19 protein-coding genes and 2 riboswitches are annotated in these 22,641 nt (G+C 66.1%); of the genes, 8 read left to right on the plus strand and 11 right to left on the minus strand.

Translation table 11 applies throughout. The features are described from left to right. Positions 1 to 53: 53 nt before the first annotated feature. Together GFJ45_RS00720 and cysC are read right to left on the minus strand one after the other, a co-directional pair. Positions 54 to 824 carry a 3'(2'),5'-bisphosphate nucleotidase CysQ gene (locus GFJ45_RS00720; protein WP_228386276.1) on the minus strand — a complete coding sequence of 257 codons (771 nt, stop codon included), beginning with the start codon at positions 822 to 824 and terminating at the stop codon, positions 54 to 56. After that, positions 817 to 2,007, minus strand: a complete 1,191-nt coding sequence (gene cysC, locus GFJ45_RS16620; protein ID WP_228386277.1) for an adenylyl-sulfate kinase — start codon at positions 2,005 to 2,007, stop codon at positions 817 to 819. Before cysC ends, GFJ45_RS00720 begins: the two co-directional genes overlap by 8 nt. 78 nt (positions 2,008 to 2,085) lie before the next feature. On the opposite strand from cysC, the gene cysD reads away from it, so the two are divergent. The 5 genes from cysD to GFJ45_RS00750 all read left to right on the plus strand — a co-directional run bounded on the left by cysD (position 2,086) and on the right by GFJ45_RS00750 (position 9,424). Beyond that, on the plus strand, positions 2,086 to 2,997 hold the full coding sequence (cysD, locus tag GFJ45_RS00730) for a sulfate adenylyltransferase subunit CysD (RefSeq protein WP_153392883.1): 912 nt from the start codon (positions 2,086 to 2,088) through the stop codon (positions 2,995 to 2,997). Between the two features lie 11 nt (positions 2,998 to 3,008). After that, the gene (locus tag GFJ45_RS00735) at positions 3,009 to 4,250 is read left to right on the plus strand and encodes a sulfate adenylyltransferase subunit 1 (RefSeq protein ID WP_153393031.1); all 1,242 of its coding nucleotides are present in this window, start codon (positions 3,009 to 3,011) and stop codon (positions 4,248 to 4,250) included. A 503-nt stretch (positions 4,251 to 4,753) separates the two neighbouring features. Continuing rightward, positions 4,754 to 5,719, plus strand: a complete 966-nt coding sequence (locus GFJ45_RS00740) for an MATE family efflux transporter (RefSeq protein ID WP_153392886.1) — start codon at positions 4,754 to 4,756, stop codon at positions 5,717 to 5,719. A 1,220-nt stretch (positions 5,720 to 6,939) separates the two neighbouring features. Next, complete coding sequence (locus GFJ45_RS00745) at positions 6,940 to 7,806, plus strand: glycosyltransferase (RefSeq protein WP_228386279.1); 867 nt, start codon at positions 6,940 to 6,942, stop codon at positions 7,804 to 7,806. A 226-nt stretch (positions 7,807 to 8,032) separates the two neighbouring features. Then, entirely contained in the window at positions 8,033 to 9,424 is a 1,392-nt protein-coding gene (locus tag GFJ45_RS00750) for an O-antigen polymerase (RefSeq protein WP_153392892.1), read from the plus strand. Positions 9,425 to 9,499: 75 nt separating this feature from the next. On the opposite strand, the gene GFJ45_RS00755 is transcribed toward GFJ45_RS00750, so the two are convergent. From GFJ45_RS00755 to GFJ45_RS00785, 7 genes are all read right to left on the minus strand, one after another. After that, positions 9,500 to 10,441 carry an NAD-dependent epimerase/dehydratase family protein gene (locus tag GFJ45_RS00755; RefSeq protein ID WP_153392895.1) on the minus strand — a complete coding sequence of 314 codons (942 nt, stop codon included), beginning with the start codon at positions 10,439 to 10,441 and terminating at the stop codon, positions 9,500 to 9,502. A gap of 32 nt (positions 10,442 to 10,473) precedes the next feature. Beyond that, complete coding sequence (locus GFJ45_RS00760; protein WP_153392898.1) at positions 10,474 to 11,784, minus strand: glycosyltransferase family 4 protein; 1,311 nt, start codon at positions 11,782 to 11,784, stop codon at positions 10,474 to 10,476. After that, a complete protein-coding gene (locus GFJ45_RS00765; RefSeq protein WP_323368701.1) occupies positions 11,784 to 12,434 on the minus strand; it encodes a NeuD/PglB/VioB family sugar acetyltransferase in 651 nt (216 codons plus the stop codon). Before GFJ45_RS00765 ends, GFJ45_RS00760 begins: the two co-directional genes overlap by 1 nt. Then, the gene (locus GFJ45_RS00770; protein ID WP_153392901.1) at positions 12,431 to 13,033 is read right to left on the minus strand and encodes a sugar transferase; all 603 of its coding nucleotides are present in this window, start codon (positions 13,031 to 13,033) and stop codon (positions 12,431 to 12,433) included. Before GFJ45_RS00770 ends, GFJ45_RS00765 begins: the two co-directional genes overlap by 4 nt. Positions 13,034 to 13,040: 7 nt before the next feature. Beyond that, entirely contained in the window at positions 13,041 to 14,177 is a 1,137-nt protein-coding gene (locus GFJ45_RS00775) for a DegT/DnrJ/EryC1/StrS family aminotransferase (protein WP_153392904.1), read from the minus strand. Further along, positions 14,170 to 15,843, minus strand: a complete 1,674-nt coding sequence (locus GFJ45_RS00780) for a nucleoside-diphosphate sugar epimerase/dehydratase (RefSeq protein WP_153393037.1) — start codon at positions 15,841 to 15,843, stop codon at positions 14,170 to 14,172. The genes GFJ45_RS00775 and GFJ45_RS00780 overlap by 8 nt, the downstream gene beginning before the upstream one ends. Positions 15,844 to 16,156: 313 nt before the next feature. Beyond that, positions 16,157 to 16,429, minus strand: a complete 273-nt coding sequence (locus tag GFJ45_RS00785) for a DUF4235 domain-containing protein (RefSeq protein WP_153392907.1) — start codon at positions 16,427 to 16,429, stop codon at positions 16,157 to 16,159. A gap of 86 nt (positions 16,430 to 16,515) precedes the next feature. Next, positions 16,516 to 16,620, plus strand: a riboswitch (TPP riboswitch). 44 nt (positions 16,621 to 16,664) lie between these two features. Between GFJ45_RS00785 and GFJ45_RS00790 the strand changes: the two genes are divergently transcribed. Next, positions 16,665 to 17,786 (plus strand): thiamine ABC transporter substrate-binding protein, encoded by a 1,122-nt coding sequence (locus tag GFJ45_RS00790; RefSeq protein ID WP_153392910.1) that lies wholly within the window; start codon positions 16,665 to 16,667, stop codon positions 17,784 to 17,786. A gap of 17 nt (positions 17,787 to 17,803) precedes the next feature. Here the strand turns inward: GFJ45_RS00790 and GFJ45_RS00795 are convergent, their stop codons facing one another. Continuing rightward, complete coding sequence (locus GFJ45_RS00795) at positions 17,804 to 18,952, minus strand: DUF2267 domain-containing protein (protein ID WP_153392912.1); 1,149 nt, start codon at positions 18,950 to 18,952, stop codon at positions 17,804 to 17,806. 54 nt (positions 18,953 to 19,006) lie between these two features. After that, positions 19,007 to 19,112: riboswitch (TPP riboswitch) on the plus strand. Between GFJ45_RS00795 and GFJ45_RS00800 the strand changes: the two genes are divergently transcribed. Next, complete coding sequence (locus tag GFJ45_RS00800) at positions 19,104 to 20,783, plus strand: ABC transporter permease (protein ID WP_153392915.1); 1,680 nt, start codon at positions 19,104 to 19,106, stop codon at positions 20,781 to 20,783. Its footprint overlaps the riboswitch before it by 9 nt. Further along, entirely contained in the window at positions 20,783 to 21,796 is a 1,014-nt protein-coding gene (locus tag GFJ45_RS00805) for an ABC transporter ATP-binding protein (protein WP_153392917.1), read from the plus strand. Before GFJ45_RS00800 ends, GFJ45_RS00805 begins: the two co-directional genes overlap by 1 nt. A gap of 30 nt (positions 21,797 to 21,826) precedes the next feature. Here GFJ45_RS00805 and GFJ45_RS00810 read toward each other — a convergent pair whose 3' ends face one another. After that, on the minus strand, positions 21,827 to 22,636 hold the full coding sequence (locus tag GFJ45_RS00810) for a M15 family metallopeptidase (RefSeq protein WP_153392920.1): 810 nt from the start codon (positions 22,634 to 22,636) through the stop codon (positions 21,827 to 21,829). Positions 22,637 to 22,641 lie beyond the last annotated feature (5 nt).

Below are 22,641 nucleotides of genomic sequence, written 5' to 3' on the forward strand. Positions count from 1 at the left end.
TGCACCGTACCGGATGGTCGCAGCTGCGCCTGGGCGCTGGGCTGGTCGGACTCCTACTCGGCGCCGGTGGACATCTCCTGAAGAGCGGAGAGCAGCTCCTCGGCCACTTCTGGCCGACACACCAGCAGGTCGGGCATCCAAGGGCTCGGGTTGTTGTAGACCAGCTCGGTCCCGTCGATGCGGCTGGTGTGAAGACCGTGGGCGCGCGCCACCGCCACCGGTGCGGCCGAGTCCCACTCGTACTGACCACCCGCGTGGACGTACGCGTCCGTGGTGCCGTCGAGCACCGACATCGCCTTGACGCCGGCCGACCCCATCGGCACCAGCTCGGCACCGAGCCGGTCGGCCAGCGCGGTCACGAATGCAGGCGGCCGCGACCGGCTCACAGCGAGGCGGAACGGGGCGCCCGCCGGGCGCGAAGGCAGGGACGCGGAGCCCGGCTCAGTGGTGTGGGAGACCCCCCGTGCCGGCAGGGTGACTGCGCCGGCAACCAACTCGCCGCGGCGCCAGAGCGCGACGTGCACCGCCCAGTCGTCCCGCGGCACCTCGCTGAACTCCCGGGTCCCGTCGAGCGGGTCGATGATCCAGACCCGGTCCGCCTCGAGCCGACGGGAGTCGTCAGCGGCCTCCTCGCTCAGCACCGCGTCCCGGGGGTAGCGGCGGGTGAGTTCCGCCGCCAGCACCTCCTGCGACGCCTGGTCGCCCCGGTCCTTGAGCTCCTTGGGGTCGATTCCGTTGGCGGAGAGGTCTTTGCGGAGCGAGAGGAGCACTCGACCGGCGGTCTCGGCGATTTCGCGCACCTGGAGGTGGAGGTCGTCAGTCACGGGCGACCATTCTAGGTGCGGCCTCATCGAGCATCGCCAGCACGACGTCGCGCAGCTCGGTGACGTCCCGGCCGGTGGTGTCGATGCGCAGGTCCGCGTCCTCTGGCTCCTCGTACGGCGAGGAGATGCCGGTGAACTCGGGGATCTCGCCGCGGCGCGCCTTGGCATAGAGGCCCTTGCGGTCCCGCCGCTCGCACTCCGCCAGCGGTGTGGCGACGTGCACGAGCAGGAACCGGCCGCCGCGCTCCTCCACCATCGTCCGCACGTCCCGGCGGGTCCGGTCGAACGGAGCGATCGGGGAGCAGATGGCCATGCCACCGTGGTAGGCGATCTCTGCCGAGACCCACCCGATGCGGCGGATGTTGGTGTCGCGGTCCTTGGCGGAGAACCCCAGTCCCTTGGAGAGGTGCCGGCGCACCAGGTCGCCGTCCAGCAGGGTCACGAGCTGGCCGGCCTCGAGCAGGTAGTTGCGCACCGCCCGGGCGACCGTCGACTTGCCCGACCCGGAGAGACCGGTGAAGAACAGCACGGTCCCGCCGCCTAGCCCTGCTCCCGCGGCGTCTGGCTCACTGCGCGGGACCTCGACGACCTCAGCACCGCCAGCGAGGGCACGGAGTATCAGTTCGCGCTTCCGCCCCGCCTGTGGCGCACGGGGGCTCCAGGGGGCCACCATCGCTCGGACCTCCTCGGGACGGCCGGTTGCTGCTGCGTGGGCGGACCGCACGGCCGCGAGCGCCGCCGGTGCCGGTTCCCCGTCCAGGCTCGCCAGCGCGAGCACGGTGACGCGCCCGGCGCCGGCGAGCGCCTTCTCCAGCGCCGAACCGTCGACCGGGCCGTCGACCACCACCAGGCGCTCGGGCCCTTCTGCGCTCGATGAGTCGGTGACGTGGAGATCCTCGAAGGGACGGCTCGACCGCGGAGACAGCCAGGTCGGGGCGCCCGCCGCTACGAGACCGTCACTAGCCTGCGCCAGCGGCACCTGGGCTACCGGAACTCCCTCCCCGTCAGTCAGCTCGACGGTGTCCCCCGCGCCGGCGTCACGCAGCTCCGGTGGGAGTGAGACCGAGACCAGCTGGTCCGGCCCGACCGGGCCGGCGAGGATGCCCGCTCGCATCAGCTCCAGTTCATCGAGCACGTGGACCGGTGGGCAGAACTGGGCGGGGATACGGGGAGAAGGTGACACGGCAGGTATTGTGCCAGCGAGCACGTCACGGCAGCCGGTGTCCGATGACGTCCGATGCACCACGAGGAGAGGCTGCGTATGTCGACTCAAGCCGGGTACCAGCTCAGTCACCTGGACGAGCTTGAGGCCGAGTCCATCCATATCTTCCGCGAGGTCGTTGCGGAGTTCGAGAAGCCGGTGCTGATGTTCTCCGGTGGCAAGGACTCGATCGTGATGCTGCGGCTCGCGGAGAAGGCGTTCTACCCGGCCCGGGTGCCGTTCCCCGTGCTGCAGGTCGACACGGGTTACGACTTCCCCGAGGTGATCGAGACCAGGGACCGCTGGGTCGAGCGGCTGGGAGTGCGCCTGATCATTGCCTCGGTCGAGCAGGCGATCAAGGACGGCATCGTGGTCGACGACGGGAAGACCAGCCGCAACCGGCTGCAGATCGGCACCCTCCTGCACGTCATCGAGGAGGAGGGCTTCACGGCGGCGTTCGGGGGCGGTCGCCGCGACGAGGAGAAGGCGCGGGCCAAGGAACGCGTCTACTCCCACCGGGATGAGTTCGGCCAGTGGGACCCCAAGAACCAGCGCCCCGAGTTGTGGTCGCTCTACAACGGGCGGATCCACGAGGGCGAGCACATGCGGATCTTCCCGCTGTCCAACTGGACCGAGCTGGACATCTGGTCCTACATCGGCCGAGAGCAGATCGAGATCCCGTCCATCTACTTCGCGCACAACCGCCGCGTGTTTGAACGCGACGGGATGCTGCTCAGCGAGAGCGATCACAACCCGCTGCGCAACGCCGAGGAGGTCAAGGAGCGGCAGGTGCGCTTCCGCACGGTGGGTGATCTGACGCTGACCGGCTGCCTGGAGAGCAGCGCCTCCACGGTCGAAGAGATCATCGAGGAGGTCGCTATCTCCCGCGTGACCGAGCGCGGTGCGACCCGCGGTGACGACCGGTTCTCGGAGGCCGCCATGGAGGACCGCAAGAAGGAAGGCTACTTCTGATGGACGAGCAGATGGACCTGCTGCGGTTCGCGACCGCCGGCTCGGTGGACGACGGCAAGTCGACGCTCATTGGGCGGCTGCTGCTGGACTCCAAGGCGATCTTCGAGGACCAGCTCGCCTCGGTGGAGGCCACGTCCAAGAGCCGCGGCTACGACTACACCGACCTCGCGCTGCTGACCGACGGGCTCCGCTCGGAGCGGGAGCAGGGCATCACCATCGACGTGGCCTACCGCTACTTCGCGACCCCGCGGCGCAAGTTCATCATCGCCGACACCCCGGGCCATGTGCAGTACACGCGGAACATGGTCACCGGCGCCTCCACGGCCGACCTCGGCCTGGTGCTGGTCGACGCCCGGCAGGGGATGACCGAGCAGTCCCGCCGCCACGCAGTGCTGCTGTCCCTCCTGCGGGTGCCGCACCTGGTCCTCGCCGTCAACAAGATGGACCTCGTCGACTACGACGAGGAGGTCTACAACCAGATCCACCGGGACTTCACCGCGTTCACCAGCAAGTTGACCGTGCCGGACCTCACGATCATCCCGATCTCGGCCCTTCAGGGCGACAACGTCGTGACGCGGTCGGACAAGATGCCCTGGTACGAGGGCCCTTCATTGCTGCACCACCTGGAGCACGTGTACGTCGCCTCGGACCGTGACCTGGTCGACACCCGATTCCCCGTGCAGTACGTCGTCCGTCCCAAGTCGGACAAGTGGCACGACTACCGCGGCTACGCGGGCCGGGTCGCCGGCGGCGTCATGAAGAAGGGCGACGAAGTGATGGTGCTGCCCAGCGGACTGACCAGCCGCATCGCGGGGATCGACCTGTTCGACAAGGAGATCGACGAGGCATACCCGCCCATGTCGGTCTCGGTGCGCCTCGAGGACGACCTCGACGTCTCGCGCGGGGACATGATCTGCCGGCCCAAGAACGCCCCAACGCCGTCGCAGGACATCGACGCCATGGTGAGTTGGATGGTGCCAGAGCCGATGAGAGTCAAGCGCAAGCTCGCAATCAAGCACACGACGCGCACGGCCCGAGCGCTGGTGAAGAACATCCAGTATCGCCTGGACATCAACACGCTGCACCGTGACCAGGACACCCACGAACTCGGTCTCAACGAGATCGGGCGCGTTCAGCTGCGGACGACCCAGCCACTGCTGTGTGACCCTTACGCCACCAACCGCGACACCGGCTCCTTCATCCTGATCGACGAAGCAACGGGAGTCACGGTCGGCGCTGGAATGATCAATTAGCCTGCGCGGATGTGGAGTGCTCAAAGCCTCCTTGGCCACCTTCGGTATCTGCTGCGATTGCCGTGCAGTCGCTGTCCCGGGAGAGCGGGTGACGGAAGGCGGGTAGGGTGCGCCGTCGCTGCGTCTAGCATGCGGTCGGGCACGGGCTGTCAGGCTGCATGTCACCACGGCCGATCTTGGGTGCGGCTCCGAACGCCGCCTTTCTCCCCTAAGCATGGCCACCATCTGAGGGCGCACGTGGGAGGGTGGAAAGCGTGGTACTTGCTCGAGTCCGCTGGCTAGCGAGCAGCCCTTTTACCCGCGTAGTCAGTGGCACTGGCGTCGGCCAACTGGCAATGGCTGCGGCGCTGCCAGTAGTCGCCCGCCTCTACGATCCGGGCGCGATTGCTGCCCTTGGGCTCGCGCTGGTTTGGTGCCAGTGGGTTGGCATTCTCTTCTCGGCCGGGTTGGAGCGCCTCCTGCCGAAGACCACTCGTTCGATCCAGGTCACTGTAGTGCGACTTATGCTGGTTCTGACGGCTGTCACAGGAGTCGTGGCTGGTTTTGTCATCCCCCGAGTTATAGAGGTGTCTTTTGGCGGCGTCACACTGCTTGCCGCCAGCATGGTGGCTACGAAGATCGTTATCTATGCGGCCCTGTCGAAAAGGGATTACCATGCGGTTACGCGCGCCAAGGTGGTCCAAGGACTATCCATTGCGGCTGGGCAGATTCTGGGAGGCATATTCTGGCCCACGGCAGACGCTCTTCTCGTCGCGCATGCCGCCGGCATGGTAGCTGGTGCCGCAGTTGGAGCAGCCCCGCTCGTCTCGCTCCTTCGCGTCCGCGTAGCCTGGCTACCAGGTCCACTGGCGCGTCGGGAAGTCGTGCGCTTCGCAAGCCGGGTCGGGCCAAGCACTCTTCTGACCAACGTCGCTCTGAACATCCCGTTGATCGGTCTGGAAGCCGTGTACGGTGCTCAGGCGGCGGCGACTTACTTCTTGGCGCGTCGCATACTGGCAGTGCCGAGCCAGTTGATATCGCGATCGCTGTCAGAAGTTAGTTACGCGGAAGTGGCTCACCTTACACCCGCCGAGCGCTATCGGCGGATCAACCGGTGGAGCCGGCTGGCGACACACGCCAGTTTGCCGCTGATTGCGGTTGGAGTGGTCCTAGTCGGTGCTATGCAGTTCTTGGTCGGCGATAAGTACCCTGGGATTATGCTAATCGCGGTTATACTGCTGGTACCATCAGTGTCGCAGGCGGTCGGTACAGCCTTCGCGTCGGTGCTCTACGCCCTCGATGAAGAATCGTGGCTACTCGCATGGAGCGCCCTCCGGGTAATCGTGCTGGCAACTGCGATTGCTATTCTAGGTATAATCGATGTTCCGTTTGAGGCAGGGGTCTTCTTGCTGAGCGCGGTGGGCGTGGTCGCGTACTGGCAGCTGATGCGCCGGTCTGTTTCCTCTGCCAGAAGGGCCGCCGCGGCATGAGGATTCTTTATGTATGCGGCTATGGCCGCAGCGGTAGCACCATACTAGGCCGTGTCCTGGCGCAGCACGGAGAGGCGGTCGCCCTCGGTGAAATGGCCAATGCGCCTGAACTGTTGAGAGGTGCCGCCGATACACAGTGTGCGTGTGGCGAGCGCGTAAACCGATGTCCCGTGTGGGGAGAGGCCCTGCTGCGCACAGCCCAGGATGTGCAGTGGCCAGCAGCGGCGTGGCTGAGCAGGGTGTTGAATGGACCACTGGCACTTATGATACCCAAGAAGTGGTTAGCGTGGCTCGCCCGAAGATGCACGCTATCTCCCGCATTACCGCATACGTCGCTTCCCGCCGCGATGGACGTATTGATCGGCCAGTGCTGCTCAGGGGCGGCTGTCGACATATCCAAGACTTCGTACCTAACCTGCGGGCGGCCGTTGGCACTCGCGGCGGCAGGCGCAGACATCCAGTTGCACCTAGCTGTTCGGCCTTGGCGCGATGTACGGGCGTCCTATGTAGCCGCGCATGCTCGCCGGGACCGAGAGATCAGTATTCCGGTAGCGACGATCCGCGTGCTCGCTGGGATCACCTTCTCGCGGTTCACGGCGCGCATCGTGGCCGCACGGTTAAGAAAGCCCCTACACGTGCACCGAATGGCAGAGATTCTGTTGGATGCCTCCAAACTCGCAGACGACGGGCCCACCAACCACATGCTGACCGGGAATCGCAGCAGGAACCGGCCGATCGTAGGAACTACCGGATCGGCGCGCCCCGGGGGACACAGCGTGGCATGATTGCGACGCCTCGACGGGAGATAGGGACATAATCATCGCCGCGTCATCCACGTTGTCTCCATCGTCATGAGTTCCTATCGAAGGAGAGTATTGCATGCGACCAGAAGGTACAGGCTCGTGCTTTGTCTTTGCGAGCACGGCTCTTAGTCGATCGTGCCGGGGCTGGCTGTGAGGGGTCAGGTACTCATGATCAGCTGTGAGGGACCTTACCCCGGCTCAGCGATGGAAGCCCACCTGAATGGGGTCAGGCGCGCGCTGGAGTCGTACGAGGTTCGTGTTGAAACAGCCTGGCCAACGATCCAATCAGCTGGGCTCCGGCGCGCGTTCGAGCTGGCACAGGTTCAGTTCCGGGCTACTCGGCGATTACGACGCCATGACTCGGTGTACCTACGCTTTCATCCGTTCGCCTTCGTTGTTTCGGCAGCATGCCGGCTCATGCGAGTGCCGTACGTTGTCGAAGTGAACGGATCAACCGATGATGCGCTATTGGCTCATCCTCGCTTGGCTCCCTTAGCATCTGTGCTACGCGGATTGGCGCAGCTTCAACTGGGTGGAGCTTCGGGCCTGATTGCGGTGACCCCCGGTCTAGAGATCTGGGCACGGGAGGTCGCCGGGCGCCCCGTTCCTAGCACGTGGCTCCCCAATGGTGCGGAACTCCGGTTGCAATCCCGACGTGCAAAGCCCGATACTCCTCCGTACGCTGTCTTCGTCGGCAAACTGGCCCCTTGGCAGGGAATTGTGCAGTTGCTGGAGGCGGCCGCCCACGGCGACTGGCCGCAGGAACTCCGCCTCGTGATTGTAGGGGATGGTGCACACGCCGAGCTGGTCGCTAAGAACGCCGCGACGTTGAGCCACGTCGAGTACAGGGGCGCCCAGTCCCGCAAGGATGCCCAGGACATCCTGAGCCGAGCCGTGATGAGCATAAGCACACAGTCGGTTTCGCTAGCACGTAACAAGCGCGGAGTTTCGCCACTTAAGGTTGCGGAAAGCCTCATGCTCGGCGTGCCCGTGGTCGTGAGTTCGGTCAATGTATCTGCGCAAGATATCAGCGCCGCCCACGTTGGAAGCCTTGTGACAAGGGACGAGCCTCAACAGTTGGCCGCGGCGGTGAAAGATCTGTGGGCGATGGTGAACCGGCAGCCTTCAGTCCGGGATCGCGCTGCGAAGTTAGCGGTTGATAAACTGTCCTGGGAAGAGATTGGGCGAAAGACATACATGTTCATGACCTCTGTCGTTCCTAGCCTCGCCCCCGAAAGCGGGCACAGTCGATCTGTCGGGCCGTACGACCAGGAACATCCATGATAGAATCGGACCCCAGCGCGGCGACCATGGCGTTGCGTTCGTAAGAGGTACTGCGCCGGGTATGCACAAATTCGCCAGGGGCAACTCCAACGCCGTGACGACAGTCGACAGACTCGTGATGGGCGGGTAGACATGCAAATCCCTCACCATGCTTGTCACCTTGGCAGTGTGAAACTGCGCAGGTCAGCATACCTACGGCTCGCCTGCACTGCGTCAGGGAGGGACAATGAGCGGTGGTGATATAGTTGTTTATCTCGTTTACAGCGTCATAGCGGTCTTCTTGATCGCTCTAACATATCAGTCTTGCCTACGTGGATTCTCCGTTCTTCCGCTGGTCCTCTTCGCGGGAATTGAGGTGGCGGTTGTATGGCCTGCTTTGGTGCCTAGTGCCTATTCATTGGAAAGTATGGCCGGAATCTTAGCAGCAGCAGGCCTCCTCGCCGCCGCGCTCGCGTATTACCCTTTCGCTGGCGGCCAAGCGGGAATGCGAAAGTGGCGCGAGCGGGCATCGATCTTGCAAACGGACACCTCACGCGATCTACAGACGGGACTGTGGATACTGACCGGAATTCTTGCCGCGATTGGGTCTTGGCGGCTTGGGAACGTGGTCACTGTGCGCTCCGGTGTTTCCTGGCTGCTGAGTCCGTCACAGGCCTCAAGCGAGTTGGCTTCAATTCGCGAGTCACGTAGGTTGCTGACAAAGGGGCACCTGTTACTAGGGGAGGAGTACCAAGGGCAAGGCTTCTTCAATGCCTTGACGGACATTGGGTGGCAGGCAGTGGTTGCCATCGCTGTGCTGCTCCTTGCGAGCAAGGGGTGGAAGCAGGCGTGGACCTGCCTGTTCCCAATAGTGCTTGCCTTCGCGTTTCTCGTCAGTAGCGGGGTGCGAACGCCCGTTATTCTGGCCTCCATCGTGGGTGCAACCACGATGATGCTGACTCGGCCGCCGCGTGCTCGCACCTTCGTAAGCCTCAGCTGTTTGGTCGCCGCAATCGTATTGATTATTATGCCACTGTCAAAAGGCGCCGAGCGGGGTGGTGAGTCGTTGGGCGAGCGCTTTATGGCTTTGGTGGAGCGCGTTACTGACGGTAACGGAAGAAACAATGCGGCCATTGTGGAACTGGTTAACAGTGGGGACTTGCCGGTTGGGTACGGCAGCCTGTTCCTTGAACGGCTCGCTGTGATGGTTCCAGGTGTCAACGCGGACGCACCGTTCGCTTTTCGGCTAACGCAGCTCGCCTACGGAGGAGGGAACAACGTCACCGGTTACGCGACCCCAACGCAGTATGGACTCCTCTACGCTGACTGGGGACCCGTGGGTGTACTCTTCGGCTACCTGTTCACTGGCATTCTTCTCGCCGTGGTCTGGAATTTGGTGCTGCGCGTGGAACACGACGCGGCACCCGCACTCGCAGGCGTGGCCGTTATGCATCTTGCCTATATGTCCATCACCGGAGTGCACGGCTTGCTCACAACGGCCGCTCTACTAGCTGCAGTTGGTGGCGTCGTTTTCGCACCTGGCTGGCTGAGTCGCCACTGGCGAGCTGGCCGAACGAGCGCAAGCGAGGAGGATGCCGGTGCCAAGCCCCACGCGGCGCAGCGCGCAAACATGCCGTGACTTCAGCCATTATCGGCAGTGTGACAGCATCTCCTTGGACGCTCACGTAGCCTCGCGGGCATGGGGAAATCGAGTTTAGGCGGATCCGAACTCGGTCCGCTTATACCAATCGACAGTTGCTCTTAGCCCCTCGGTCAAGGGGACTGGCGTGACCCCTGGAAATAGGTCCCGCAGAGACGCGTTCGCAGCCTGAGAGTGCCGAACATCGCCTGGGCGTGGTTCCCTATGAACGACGGCCGGTGCTGTATTAGTAAGTTCCATAAGTGTGCCCGTCAGCTCATTGATGGTTGTGCGTGTCCCGAAGGCCAGATTCACTGGCTCTGCGTGCGTCACTCCCCGTTCGACGGCTTCCAAGAGTACGCGTACGACAGATCCTACGAAGGTGAAGTCACGGGAGGTCGCTCCGTCACCGTTGATGTAGACGGGTCGCCCGGAAAGCATGGCGTCGATGAAGGTGGGAACGACCGCTGCATACGTATGGCGGGCCGACTGCCGAGGGCCATAGACGTTGAAGAAGCGCAATGCCAAAGTAGAAAGACCATAGGACTGCTGAGCGGCTAGCACATATTGTTCGGCGGCCAACTTCGCCGCGGCATACGGACTCATGGGCCTGATCCATTCGCGTTCGTGTTTCGGTAGCTTTGGATTCATGCCGTACACGGACGAGGAGGAAGAATAGACGAAGTGCTTCACCTTTGCTTCAGTTGCGGCAATGAGCATCTCCAGAGTCCCGGTCGCATTGGCTGCATGGCTGGCCAGCGGGTCAGCGATACTGCGTGGAACGCTTCCAAGCGCTGCAAGGTGGACTACGCTGTCGACATTGCCGGATAATGCAACAGTTCGGCAGGAACTGTCCAGGATACTTCCTTCTATGAGTTCTACATCGAGGCCTGCAAGGTTGTCGCGAGAACCAGTGCTAAAGTCATCGAGAATGCGCACAGAATAACCCTTACGGATGGCGTCTGCCGCCAAATTTGAACCGATGAAGCCGGCTCCGCCTGTGACCAATATCCTCATCTGCGCGTCCCTCCGTCCGTATGGGCTTGCCCTCAGGTGCGCCTACCGTAGGCAGTGTCATAAAGTTCTATGAGGCCATCCCAGATCGAGTGGCGTGAAAAGTCGGTGACTGCGCGCCGACGCGCAGCCTGTCCGAGGCGCAGACGCAATGTTGCGTCCCGATAAAGCCTCGCCAACGCTTCAGCTAACGCTAAGTGATCGTCCACCGGAACCAGGAGTCCGGTCTGTTCATGGACCACAGCGTCCCGGGATCCGGTTGCCGTGGTCGCGACCGCAGGTACGGCCATACAAGCTGCTTCAAGCACCACGTTCGGGAAACCCTCCCGGTGTGTGGGAAGAGCGAGAACATCGCAGGCGGCCAGGGTGGACGCAACGTTAGAGGACCAGCCGATCTTACAGAGACGGGGGCCCAACTCGCGAAGGAGTTCCTCCATTGCTGGGTCCTCCACCCTGCCCTGAACGATAAGAACAGCATCCTTCAGCTCTGGTGTTTTCATGGACTCAACCAGCGAGGGGATCCCTTTGTCCGCTCGGACGCGACCCACGAATCCGACGCAGTAGGCGTCATTAGGAATAGCGAGATGCTCACGGGCGTCCTCTCGTTGCAAGGGACTGAGTGTGAACCGGTCCGGGTCGACACCGTTGCTACTGCCTTGCCCTATGACCACCATCTTCTGGGGCGCACCCAGCCTGTAGCGGACAACCTCCTCGGCTAGACTCGGACTTACTGCGACCACATGAGTGGACATGTACATGCATAACTTTTCGATTGCCGCAAGCAGTTTCCTCATTGGGCCCTGGCCGCTTTCGAGACGGAGCCCGCGCAATACATATATGCGAGTGGGCACTCGGAGCATCCAGGCGGCTAAGCCGGCGAGGAGGGATGCTTTCGGGGTGCTATAGTTCACAATGTCTGGCTTGAGGCGGGCGATAAGCGAAGTCCATTCAATGAAGGCCCTCAGGTCTCGCCAAATAGAGATATCTCGCTGGACCATGATCGTGTGCAACTGCACGCCCTCGAGTTGGGCGAAGTCGCTAAGGCCTGGCCCTGGGCTGCAGCTGAGGTGAACGTCCCAGTCTTGTGACTGTATGTACCGCAGTTGGCCACGGAGAAAGCTCATGGCCGTAGTGTGGTGAGTAATGGCATACAGGATTCGTCGTCTGTGGCTGCCCCGTGCAACGGACGACAGCGGCGCGGGCGCCCGGCGAGCCTCTTTGAGGTTCTTCCTATCCGCACGCACGAGGGCGGTTATGTAGGTGCTTATAGTAGTAGGTGGAGGAACCTTAAAGGGGCGTACGCTCACCTCTGCGTGCGGTAATTGAGTACGTGGTGAACGGCGCATCAGGACGCTGGCACTCCCTTTACGACCTGGGCGCAAGCGACGTCTCTGACTACGACCGCCCCAGCGCCGACTACTGCGCGAGCTCCTACCGTCAACCGCTGGAGGACTGTGGCGTTAGCGCCGACGTAAACGGAGTGGCCCAGGTGCACTTCTCCCGAAATGCAGGACGCTGGGTTCAAGCGACTGTAAGGCCCGATGGTCGTGTCGTGGCCAACGGCGACGTTCTGGTCCACCTGCACGTGCTGGCCAAGGATGACGTCGATGCTGAGCCGGGCCCCCGGTGCGACGATGCAACCACTGTCGATGACAACGCCGTGTCCGACCGTGGTCTCCGGATGGACCAGAGGGGGATAGTGAGTTGACGGCGGCAACATATCGACGATCCGATTGCGGGTTGTTGGGTCACCGACGGCGACTACCACGGCAGCCGCGGGACCCGCGTTGTTGACTGCTTCGGGGACGGTGCCCAGGTACTGAGTGCCGGAGCGCGCCAGAGACCGTAGCGCCCGTTCCGACGGGTTGTCGTCGGCTACGCCGAGGAGCTGCCAACTGTCACCGACGAGGTTGAGTGCGCGGACGATGCTGATCACCTCGCGCCCAAACCCGCCTGCGCCGACGATTAGCAGGGAGCGTCCCCCCACGGCCGTCACCGCCTCGGGCCTCGGTAGACCGGCATTGTGGCCGCTCCGGGCGCTGTGATGCCCTGGCGTTCTATGACTCGGAGCACTGTGGCCGCGAGAATCTGAAGGTCCCGACGTAGGCTGTGGTTCTCCACGTAGTCCAGGTCGAGGGCGAAGCGCTCGGACCAGTTGAGGGAGTTGCGGCCCTTCACCTGTGCAAGCCCCGTCAGGCCGGGGCGGACATCGTGTCGGCGAGCCTGCTCGGGCGTGTACTCGTGGAGGTACTCCATCAGTAAAGGTCTGGGTCCGACCAGGCTCATATCACCGCGGATGACGTTGAGCAGAGTGGGAAGTTCATCGATGCTGCTTGCTCTCAGGAAGCAACCCAGGGGGGTTAGACGAGAGGCGTCGTCTACACGTCCGGAGGTGGGGTCAACAGGACGCATCGTACGCAACTTAACCATGGTAAATGGCTTGCCATGCAGGCCCGGGCGCCGCTGGCAGAAGAAGACTGGAGCACCCATCACCGCCCTCACGGCGACTGCCCCTCCCAGTTGAATGGGTGCGGTGAGCACGTACGCAGGTACGGCGAGGAGGAGGTCGAGCGCGCGCTTTCCTCGGTAGCTCACGGAGCCGTCACCTCGCTAGGGCTGATTGAAAGAGGTCGATAACTCGGGCGATCTGGTCATCTCTCAGATTTGCGCCGCTGGGCAGCGTGACGCCAGTGGAGAAAAGTCGTTCAGACGCACCAGTGACGAAGGATCGTGCTCCGCCGAATACCGGCTGCAGGTGCATTGGCTTCCAAAGGTGGCGCACCTCGACATCGTGACAGTTCAGAGAGGCAACCAGGCGGTCGGCCGTCAAATCATAACTCTCCCGATCCACAGTTACACAGGTGAGCCAACAGTTGTCGCAGGCGTCCGCGTCGGCCCCATCTCCCAGGAACCTCACCCCGGCCAGGTTACCGAGACCCTCCCGGTAAAGCTGCCGAATGGCGCGGCGCCGGCCGATCATGTGATCGAGCCGCCGCAGCTGTCCTCTGCCCAGAGCGGCGAGGATGTTGGACATGCGGTAGTTGTAACCAATCTCTTTGTGCTCATACCAAGGAACGGGCTCACGCGCCTGAGTGGCCAGGGTTCGCGCGTGCTCAATCAGCGGCCCGTCGTCACCGAGCAGCATCCCGCCGCCGGACGTGGTCATGATCTTGTTGCCGTTGAAGGAAAGCGCGGCACAACGGCCGAAGGAGCCGGCGGGCTTTCCCCCACGGCGGGCGCCCAAGGCTTCTGCCGCATCCTCGATCAGCGCGATGCCACGATTTGCGAGGGCCGGCTCGATCGCCTCGTAGTCCGCCGCGCGACCGAACAAATCCACGGCCATTACAGCAGCGACGGTGCGTCCCTCATCCCGGAGCTCATCCACCGCCTGCAGCAGGAGGACTGGGTCCACATTTCCGTCCGATGGCCGGGAGTCGACGAAGACGGGCTCTGCCCCGGTGTAGACCACCGCGTTGGCTGACGCGGCGAAGGTCATGGACGGCAGCACGACACAAGTGCCCGGGCCAGCGCCCAGTTCCAGCAGAGCGAGGTGGAGGGCAGCGGTACCCGACGCCAGGGCGACTGCGTGCTTAACACCGACGCGGTCGGCGATCTCAGCCTCGAAGGCCTCCACGTCGGGCCCCAGCGGCGCAATCCAACCAGATCGCAGAGCAGCCAGGACGAACTGCTCCTCGACCTCCGTGACTTCTGCCTTGGATAAGTGAATTCGTTCACTCATCTACTAGGACCGTTGATCTCTGCGCGCCTGCATGCTGGGTGAGCCACGCGTGTACGGTATCGGCTCCGTCGCGCGGTGCATTCAGCGCCTCGTGCGGGTGCAGCGCCGGCACGTCGACCGCCGAGACAAGTTTGTGCGAGGTCGGGCGGCGCTCCTCGCCGTCGGTGAATAGAATCTCGGTCAGCTTCTCCCCGGGCCGCAGGCCAGTATATTCGACGTCCACGTCGTTCCGGCCCGACATCTCGATCAAGGTCCGTGCCACGTCGGCGATCTTCACGGGCGTCCCCATGTCCAGCACCATGACCTCGCCGTCCTGGCCGATCGCTGCGGCCTGCAGAACCAGCTGACACGCCTCCGGGATGAGCATGAAGTAGCGCTCGACGTCGGGGTGGGTCACCGTCACGGGTCCACCCCGGCGGATCTGCTCGGTGAAGGCAGGGATGACCGATCCCCGCGAACCGAGCACGTTGCCGAAGCGGACAGAGACATAGCGCCCGGGCTGGCTCCGGGCAAAGTCCGCGGTCAACCGCTCGGCCACACGCTTGGAGTAGCCCAGGACCGAAGTCGGGCTGGCGGCCTTGTCGGTGGAGATGTTGACGAAGGTGCCCACGCCGCTGCGCGAAGCAGCCTGCAGGACGTTCAGCGTGCCTAGAACGTTGGTCTGCCAGGCCTCGGCCGGATAACGCTCGAGCAGCGAGAGGTGCTTCAGCGCTGCCGCGTGGAAGACGACGTCGGGCCGATGCTCGGCGAACAGCCGGGTCAAGGTCTCGCTGTCACGGATGTCGGCCAGCAGCAGCTCCTCGCCCTCGAGCAGTCCGCGGCCGGTCATCGAGAGCTGTGTCCCGTGCAGGGCTGACTCGTCGCGATCGAGCAGCAGCAGCCTGTCGGGGCCAAAGCGCGCGATCTGCCGGCAGAGCTCCGAGCCGATCGAACCACCGGCGCCGGTCACGAGCACGATCTTGCCGGAAATCTGATCGGCCAGGGCGGCCTGGTCGAGCTCCACCGGGCGCCGGCCCAGGAGGTCCTCGAGATTGATGTCCCGCAGGTCCTGCACGTGCGGCTGCTGCCCCAGCATCCGGTCCATCGTCGGGAGTACCTTGACATGGAGGCCGTGCTCGCGCCCGATGTCCTGGACGCGCTTGATAAATGGAGAATCAGCGCTGGGAATCGCCAGCACCAAGTGGGTGGCGTCGAACCGCTGCGCGACCTTGCCGATCGCGGTGTGATCGCCGCGCACGGGGATACCCTCGACGCGCAACTTGCGCTTGGCGCGGTCGTCGTCGATGAATGCGACCGGCCGGAAGTCCGACTGGTCGTCGTGGAGCATGTTCGAGGCCAACCGCCGGCCCATCAGACCCGCGCCATAGATGATGACCCGGGCGTCCGCGTGACGCTTGGACGCCCGGCGAGAGCGCCAGGCCCGCACCACGAAGCGAGCCGCCATCATGGCCGTCAGCGCAAGCCCGCCTGCCAGCGGGGGCACGGAGCGGGGCAAGCTAACCGGATGCACTAGCAAAACCCAGGTCCACAGGACGAGGCCGCTGAGGAAGGCGGCCCGGGCGACGGCGGTGATCTCCTCGAAGGAGCCGCGGACGTGGCGCACCAGGTAGGGGCCCAGGAAGACGCCGAGCAGCACGTGTAGGCCTGCCGCGAGGGAGGCGCCCATCATGGTGGCTCTCGTCAGGACCTCGGCGACGTCGAACTGGTACCGCAGCCACACCGTGAAGACGACCGCAACTGCCCAGCAGGTGGCGTCGATAAGGGCCCACCCGCCCTGGATGAGTAGGTCGCGAACGGCACTTCGGCGTCTGGGCAATCTTCCTCCGCGAGTTGGGTGGAAGTATCGAACACGGCTAACGCGCTCAACTCAGGAGTATGTCAGGGCCGGTCGGGCGGCTCAAAAACATGGGGATGTCTTTACCTGCCGCAGAGGGGTAGCAGGGGAGCCCTGGCCATCCGTTAGTAAGTGCTCAAGAGCCCTACTTCAGCAGTTCCTTCGGCAGGTGGCCGGTCGCCTTCTTGTAGACCTGCGTGGCCTCCCGGTGGGCCAGCATCCGGGCGACTCCGACCATGACGCCGGAAAGGACGGCGAAGGCGATCGCCTCCTTCCACTCGATGTCTGGGTCGTCGGGGTTCTGGGGAGAATCGCTGCCGGTGACGAACTTCCAGGTCCCGTCGGTCAGCTTGCGGGCCACCACGCTCGCGCCCACGGCTGTCGCGGCCGTCATCACCTTCCATGCCACGTTGCCCACTGTGTGCTCCTTATCTGGTCGTCGTGCCCGATCACCGGGCGGCCCTCCCCAGAGCGTGCCACGTCCGGCGAGGTATCGTCATGTTGAGGAACCGACAGGGGAGCGCGAACGCGCTGAGAGTGCGGCACCGGCCGCAGACCCTCGAACCTGACCCGGCTAGGACCGGCGGAGGAAGTCGAGTCTCGCGGGAGCACCTGCTCCCGACCCCTCCTACGACGTGAGGAGGACTGTTCCCATGGACCGATCCATCCGTGCCCACACCGCTCTGTCCGCAACCGTGCTGCTGGCGCTGGCAGCATGCTCGACCGGTGGCGGTAGCGGCGAAGAGTCTGAGCAGGAACCCGCGACCGGGGACGGGGCGGCGACGAGCGAGCCCGCAGGCGGGACCGCGGAGGCCGGCGGAGAGGTCGTGCTGGTCACCCACGACTCCTTCACCCTCCCCGATGAGCTCATCGAGGGCTTCAGCCAGCAGACCGGCTACGAGCTCACCGTGCAGACGGTGGGTGATGCCGGGGCGCTGGTCAACCAGCTGGTGCTGACACAGGACAGCCCCATCGGTGACGTCGCCTTCGGCGTGGACAACACCTTTGCCTCCCGCGCGGCCAACGAGGGCGTGTTCGCGCCGTACAGCCCCGAGCTGCCCGAGGGCGCCGAGCAGCATGCCCTCGCAGGCGAGGGCGCTGAGGTGCTGACGCCGGTCGACTTCGGCGACGTGTGCGTCAACATCGACGACACCTGGTTCGCGGAGGAGGGTATCGATCCGCCGGCGACGCTGCAGGACCTGACCGACCCCACCTACGACGGGCTCTTCGTGACCCCCGGCGCCTCGACATCAAGCCCTGGCCTGGCCTTCCTGCTGGCGACGATCGGTGAGTTCGGCGAAGACGGCTGGCAGGACTACTGGCGGGAGCTGATGGCCAACGGCACCAAGGTCACGTCCGGCTGGACCGACGCCTACACCGTGGACTTCACCGCCGGCGGTGGAGACGGCGACCGCCCGATCGTGCTGTCCTACGCCTCCAGCCCGCCGTTCACCATCCCGGAGGATGGCGGCGAGCCCACGACCAGCGCGCTACTGGAGACCTGCTTCCGGCAGGTCGAGTACGCCGGAGTGCTGGAGGGAGCCGCCAACCCCGAGGGCGGGCAGGCGCTGGTGGACTACCTGCTCACCGACGAGGTGCAGGCCGCCATCCCGAACGCCATGTACGTCTTCCCGGTCGCCGAGGACGTCGAGCTGCCGGAGGTGTGGTCCCGCTGGGCCAAGGTCGCCGAGGACCCGATCACCGTGGACCCCGACGAGGTCGAGGCCAACCGCGAGGAGTGGGTGCGGGAGTGGGCCGACATCGCCACTGGGTGAGGCCCGACCGCAGCCAGCTACTCCCGACGCGGTTCCTCGTCCGCCTCCTCGTCGGGTCGGTCCTCGCTGGCCAACGCCCGGCGCTGCTGCTCCCGATGTCCGAACGTGGCCTCCCGGACCTTGTGGTCACTGTCCCAGCTGGAGCCGAGGGCGCCGGCGAAAATGCCCATCGAGGCCGCCAGCCACGCCAGCGCCAGGTAGTCGACCGGCCCCGCCGACCCGCTCTGTAGCTGCCGGGCGAGGTACTCCCCACTGATCACGACCGTGGCGCCGAGCAGGAGAACCACGAACAGGAGCACATACATGATGGTGACCGCCGTGGCCACGGTGAGGACGGTGCTGGTGTTGTAGAGAACCGCGCCTTGCAGGCTCTTGCGCCGTTCCCACAGCCCGTTGTAGCCGATCAGCCAGGCAGACATCAGGGCGATCGCCAGGCAGCTGATCAGCACCAGCCGGTACCAACTCAGCGCCTCTGCCATTGCCCAGATGCTGGCGTAGAAGATGCCGAAGGCGCCGGCCGCGGCCGCACCCGCGGTGGCACCCGAGAGGGCCGGTGCCAGCCGCCAGGGCCGGTTGATGCGCACCATCCCGACCAGCAGCCGCAGCGAGCCGAGGACGCCGCGAAGCTCGATGACGGTCTGGCCTGCCTCCTTCTCCAAGTCCTCCTCCACCGGCTGGAACCGGTCCTTGCCTGACAGCCGAGCGGTCGTCGGTCGCAGCTCGTCCTCGCCGTGCAGCATGCGCGCTACCACCCGCAGCACCGTCTCGTGCGTGCGCCGGCGCAGCGCCTGGCCCAGCGCCGGGCTGGAGACGATGGCCACCCGCTCCTGCCTGCTGACCTCGGCGAGCAGCGGCTGCCGGTCGGCCAGGTGGGGCAGGTCCGTGAAGTAGACCAGCAGGTCGCAGTCGTGCCGCTGACGCATCTCGTCGGCGTGCTCCATCAGCAGCAGCCTGCCCTCGCGGTCCATCGGGACCGCGTCCTGCGCGACCTGCAGCTCCCACCGGCGCGAGTCGTCCACCCGCAGGGCCAGCGAGCGCTGCAACTCGGCGGCGATCCCCCGCAGCGCCTTGAGCTGGACGGTGGACTCCGCGATCAGTCCCACCACGGTCGGGGGCTGCCCACCGCGGTCGCCGCTGGCCTTCGCCGCCTCTTCCTGCGCTGACACGTCCCCATGATGGCCCGCGCCGACACGACGGCGAACCCGGGGGTAGGCTGGCCAGGCACGCGACAGGGGAGCGCCTCGGCGCTGAGAGTGCGGCGGCCGCCGCAGACCCTTCGAACCTGACCCGGTTCGCACCGGTGGAGGAAGTCGGCCCATGCTCCGTCCCGCCCCGCTCAGCCGGCGCTCCCACATCACGCCCACCGGCCTGGGACTGGTACTCCTGGCGCTATTACCGCTGGCCTTCCTCGTCGTCTTTTTCGCGCTGCCGGTGGGCGGCATGCTGCTGCGCGGCCTGCGCCCCGAGGGGACGTGGGACCTCTCGGCGGTCCCCGAGGTGCTCGGCCGGGCGCGCACGCTGCGGGTGGTCATCTTCACGGTGAGCATGGCCGGTGCCGGCACCGTGCTCTCGCTGCTGCTCGGGGTGCCGTTGGCGCACGTGCTCTACCGGCTGGCCTTCCCCGGGCGAGGGCTGGTGCGGGCGGTCGTGGTGATGCCGTTCGTGCTGCCCACGGTCGTGGTGGGCGTGATGTTCCGCTCGCTGCTGGCGCCGTCCGGTTTGCTGGGATGGCTGGGCCTGGACGGGCACTGGGTGGTGATCCTCGCGGCGTTCGTCTTCTTCAACCTCGCCGTCGTGGTGCGCACCGTCGGCGGCATGTGGGAGGGCCTGGACCGCCGCGCCGAGGAGTCGGCGGCCGCGCTCGGGGCCAGGCCGTGGCAGGTATGGCGCACCGTCACCCTCCCGGCGCTCGCGCCGGCACTCATCTCCGCCGGGACGCTGGTCTTCTTGTTCTGCTCCACCGCCTTCGGGGTGGTGCTCACCCTCGGCGGGCTGCGGTACGGCACCGTCGAGACCGAGATCTACCTGCTCACCACCCAGTTCCTGGACCTGCAGGGCGCCGCGGTGCTCTCGCTGCTGCAGCTGGGGGCCGTCGTCATGATGCTGGCGGTCGCCGCCCGCACCCGCACCCGGCGGGAGCAGGCGCTGCAGCGCGGAGGCGCCCGCTCAGCCCCGCGGCCGGTGCGCCGCAGCGACCTGCCGGTGCTCCTGGTCGCCGGCGCCGTGGTGGCGCTGGTGCTGCTGCCGGTGAGCAGCCTGGTCGTGCGCTCGCTGCAGGCAGGCGGCGGGTGGAGCCTGCGCCACTACACGGCCCTGGCCGACCCCGACGCCTCCCAGGCGCTGCGGGTCAGCGTCACCACCGCGATGGAGAACAGCCTGCGCACCGCGGTCGACGCCACCGTGATCGCTATGGTGCTCGGCGTCAGCGTCGCGGTGCTGGTCTCCCGGCGGCCCCGCCGAGCCGGTGCGCGTCGGCTGGTGGCGCTGCTGGACGGGGCGTTCATGCTGCCGCTGGGGATCTCGGCCGTCACGGTCGGGTTCGGCTTCCTCATCACCCTGGACCGCCCGCCGCTGGACCTGCGGACCTCGCCGGTGCTGGTGCCGATCGCGCAGGCCATGGTCGCGCTGCCGTTGGTGGTGCGCACGCTCGCACCGGTGCTGCGGTCGGTCGACCCGCGGCTGCGGCAGGCCGCCGCCGCGCTCGGGGCGAACCCGCTGCGTGCCGCGTGGACGGTCGAGGCGCCGGTGCTGGTGCGGCCGCTGCTGGCCGCGACCGGGTTCGCCTTCGCCGTCTCCCTCGGCGAGTTCGGCGCCACCGCCTTCCTCGCCCGGCCGGACCGGCCTACCGTGCCGGTGGTGATCTACGAGCTGATCAGCCGGCCCGGCGCCGACAACCTGGGGATGGCGCTCGCCGCGGCGACGCTGCTCAGCCTGGTGACGGTCACCGTGATGGGACTGGTGGAGCGGCTACGGGTGCATGCGGTGGGAGCGTTCTAGTGCTGGAGCTGGCCGACGTCTCCGTCCGCTTCGGGGCGACCACCGCCGTCGACGACGTCTCCCTCGCCCTCCCCGAGGGGGAGGTGCTGGCGGTGCTGGGGCCCTCGGGCTGCGGCAAGTCGACGCTGCTGCGCGCGGCCGCCGGGTTGGAGGAGCTGGACGCCGGCCGGGTGCTGCTCGACGACCAGGACCTGGCCGGGGTGCCGACGCACCGGCGGGGCTTCGCACTGCTCTTCCAGGACGGCCAGCTCTTCCCGCAGCGCAGCGTCGCCGAGAACGTCGGCTACCCGCTGCGGCTGCGCCGCGCCCCCACCCAGCGACGCCGGGAGCGCGTCGCCGAGCTGCTCGAGCTGGTCGGCATGGCCGGCATGGGCGACCGGCGGCCGGGGACCCTCTCCGGCGGCCAGCAGCAGCGGGTAGCGCTGGCCCGGGCGCTGGCCGCCGAGCCGAGGGTGCTGCTGCTGGACGAGCCGCTGTCGGCGCTGGACCGCGGACTGCGGGAGCGGCTGGCCGCCGACCTGCGGGACGTGCTGGTGCGGACCCGCACCACCGCGCTGCTGGTCACCCACGACCACGACGAGGCGTTCACCGTCGCCGACCGAATGGCCGTCATGCTCGCCGGGCGGTTCGTCCAGCAAGGGCCGACGCTGCAGGTGTGGCGCGAGCCCGTCACGCACGAGGTCGCCGAGTTCCTCGGCTACACCGAGGTCCTCACCGGCGAGCCGGCCCGGCGGGTGGCAGAGCTCGCGGGGGAGGGGCTGTCCGAGCGGGTGGGCGGGACGACGCTGGCGCTGCGCCGGTCGGCGCTCCGGGTGGACGCGCAGGGGCCGCTGGCGGCGCAGGTGTGCTCGGCGGCCGCCGTCACCGACGCGCTGCGGCTCGTGGTCGACGTCGAGGGGCTCGGCCGGCTGGAGGCGCTCGCCGACCAGGCCTCCCGGCTGGACCCGGGCGACCGGGTGCGGCTGCGGGTGGACCCGGCGGGGGTAGCGACCCTGCCGGCCGGGGCAGAGTGACGGCGGGCTGCTACCCCGGCGCCGTGACGGTCAGTCGGCCAGCGCGCGCCGCGACACCGGGAAGTCGAAGTAGGTGTCGGGGAACGGCTCCTCCTCGAGGGTGTAGTGCCACCACTCGGCGGGGTAGTTGCTGAACCCCACCGACTCGAGGGTGTCCTTCAGCAGCATCCGGTTGGCCTGGGCCTCCTCGCCCACCTGTGGGTTCAGGGTGGCCGACAGCGGGTCGAAGCAGTCGAAGCCGGTGCCCATGTCGACCGAGTTGTCCGGGAACCGCTCCTCGTGCGGGGCAGTGCACGGCACCTGTTCCATACTCGGCCGCCAGTCCGGCTGCTCCGCCGCGGGCAGCTCGACGAGGGTGAGGTCCACGGTGCTGCCGCGGGAGTGCCCGGAACGCGCAGCGATGTAGCCGTCGGCGAACAGCTGGCACTTGTCGACCTCGGGGTAGAACTCGGTCTTCATCCGGTCGTCGTGGAGGCGCTCGGCCCACCGCACGAAGTGGTCCACGGCCGTCTGCGGCCGGTAGCAGTCGTAGACCTTCAGCGTGTACCCCTGGGGCACCAGCTGGGCCTGTGCCTCGGCGAGGGCATCGGCGGCGGGCCGGGTGAGCACGCAGATCGGGTCCCGGTAGGCGTGGATCGGTGCGCCCACGAAGTTGTGGGTCGTGGTGTAGCGGATGTCGTGCAGGATGGTCGGGTCCACCTCGTCGAGGGCGACGAACTCCTCGGGCGCGGGTTCCGGCTTGGCGGCCTGGGCGGCGACGGGTGCCAGCGAGAGCGCGCCGCCTGCGGCCGCCGCTGCCAGCGCCACCACCCCTCGGCGCAGCATCGTTGGTGTAGCCATCGTCG

Source organism: Ornithinicoccus halotolerans, assembly GCF_009602535.1.
Taxonomy (GTDB): Bacteria; Actinomycetota; Actinomycetes; order Actinomycetales; family Dermatophilaceae; genus Ornithinicoccus; species Ornithinicoccus halotolerans.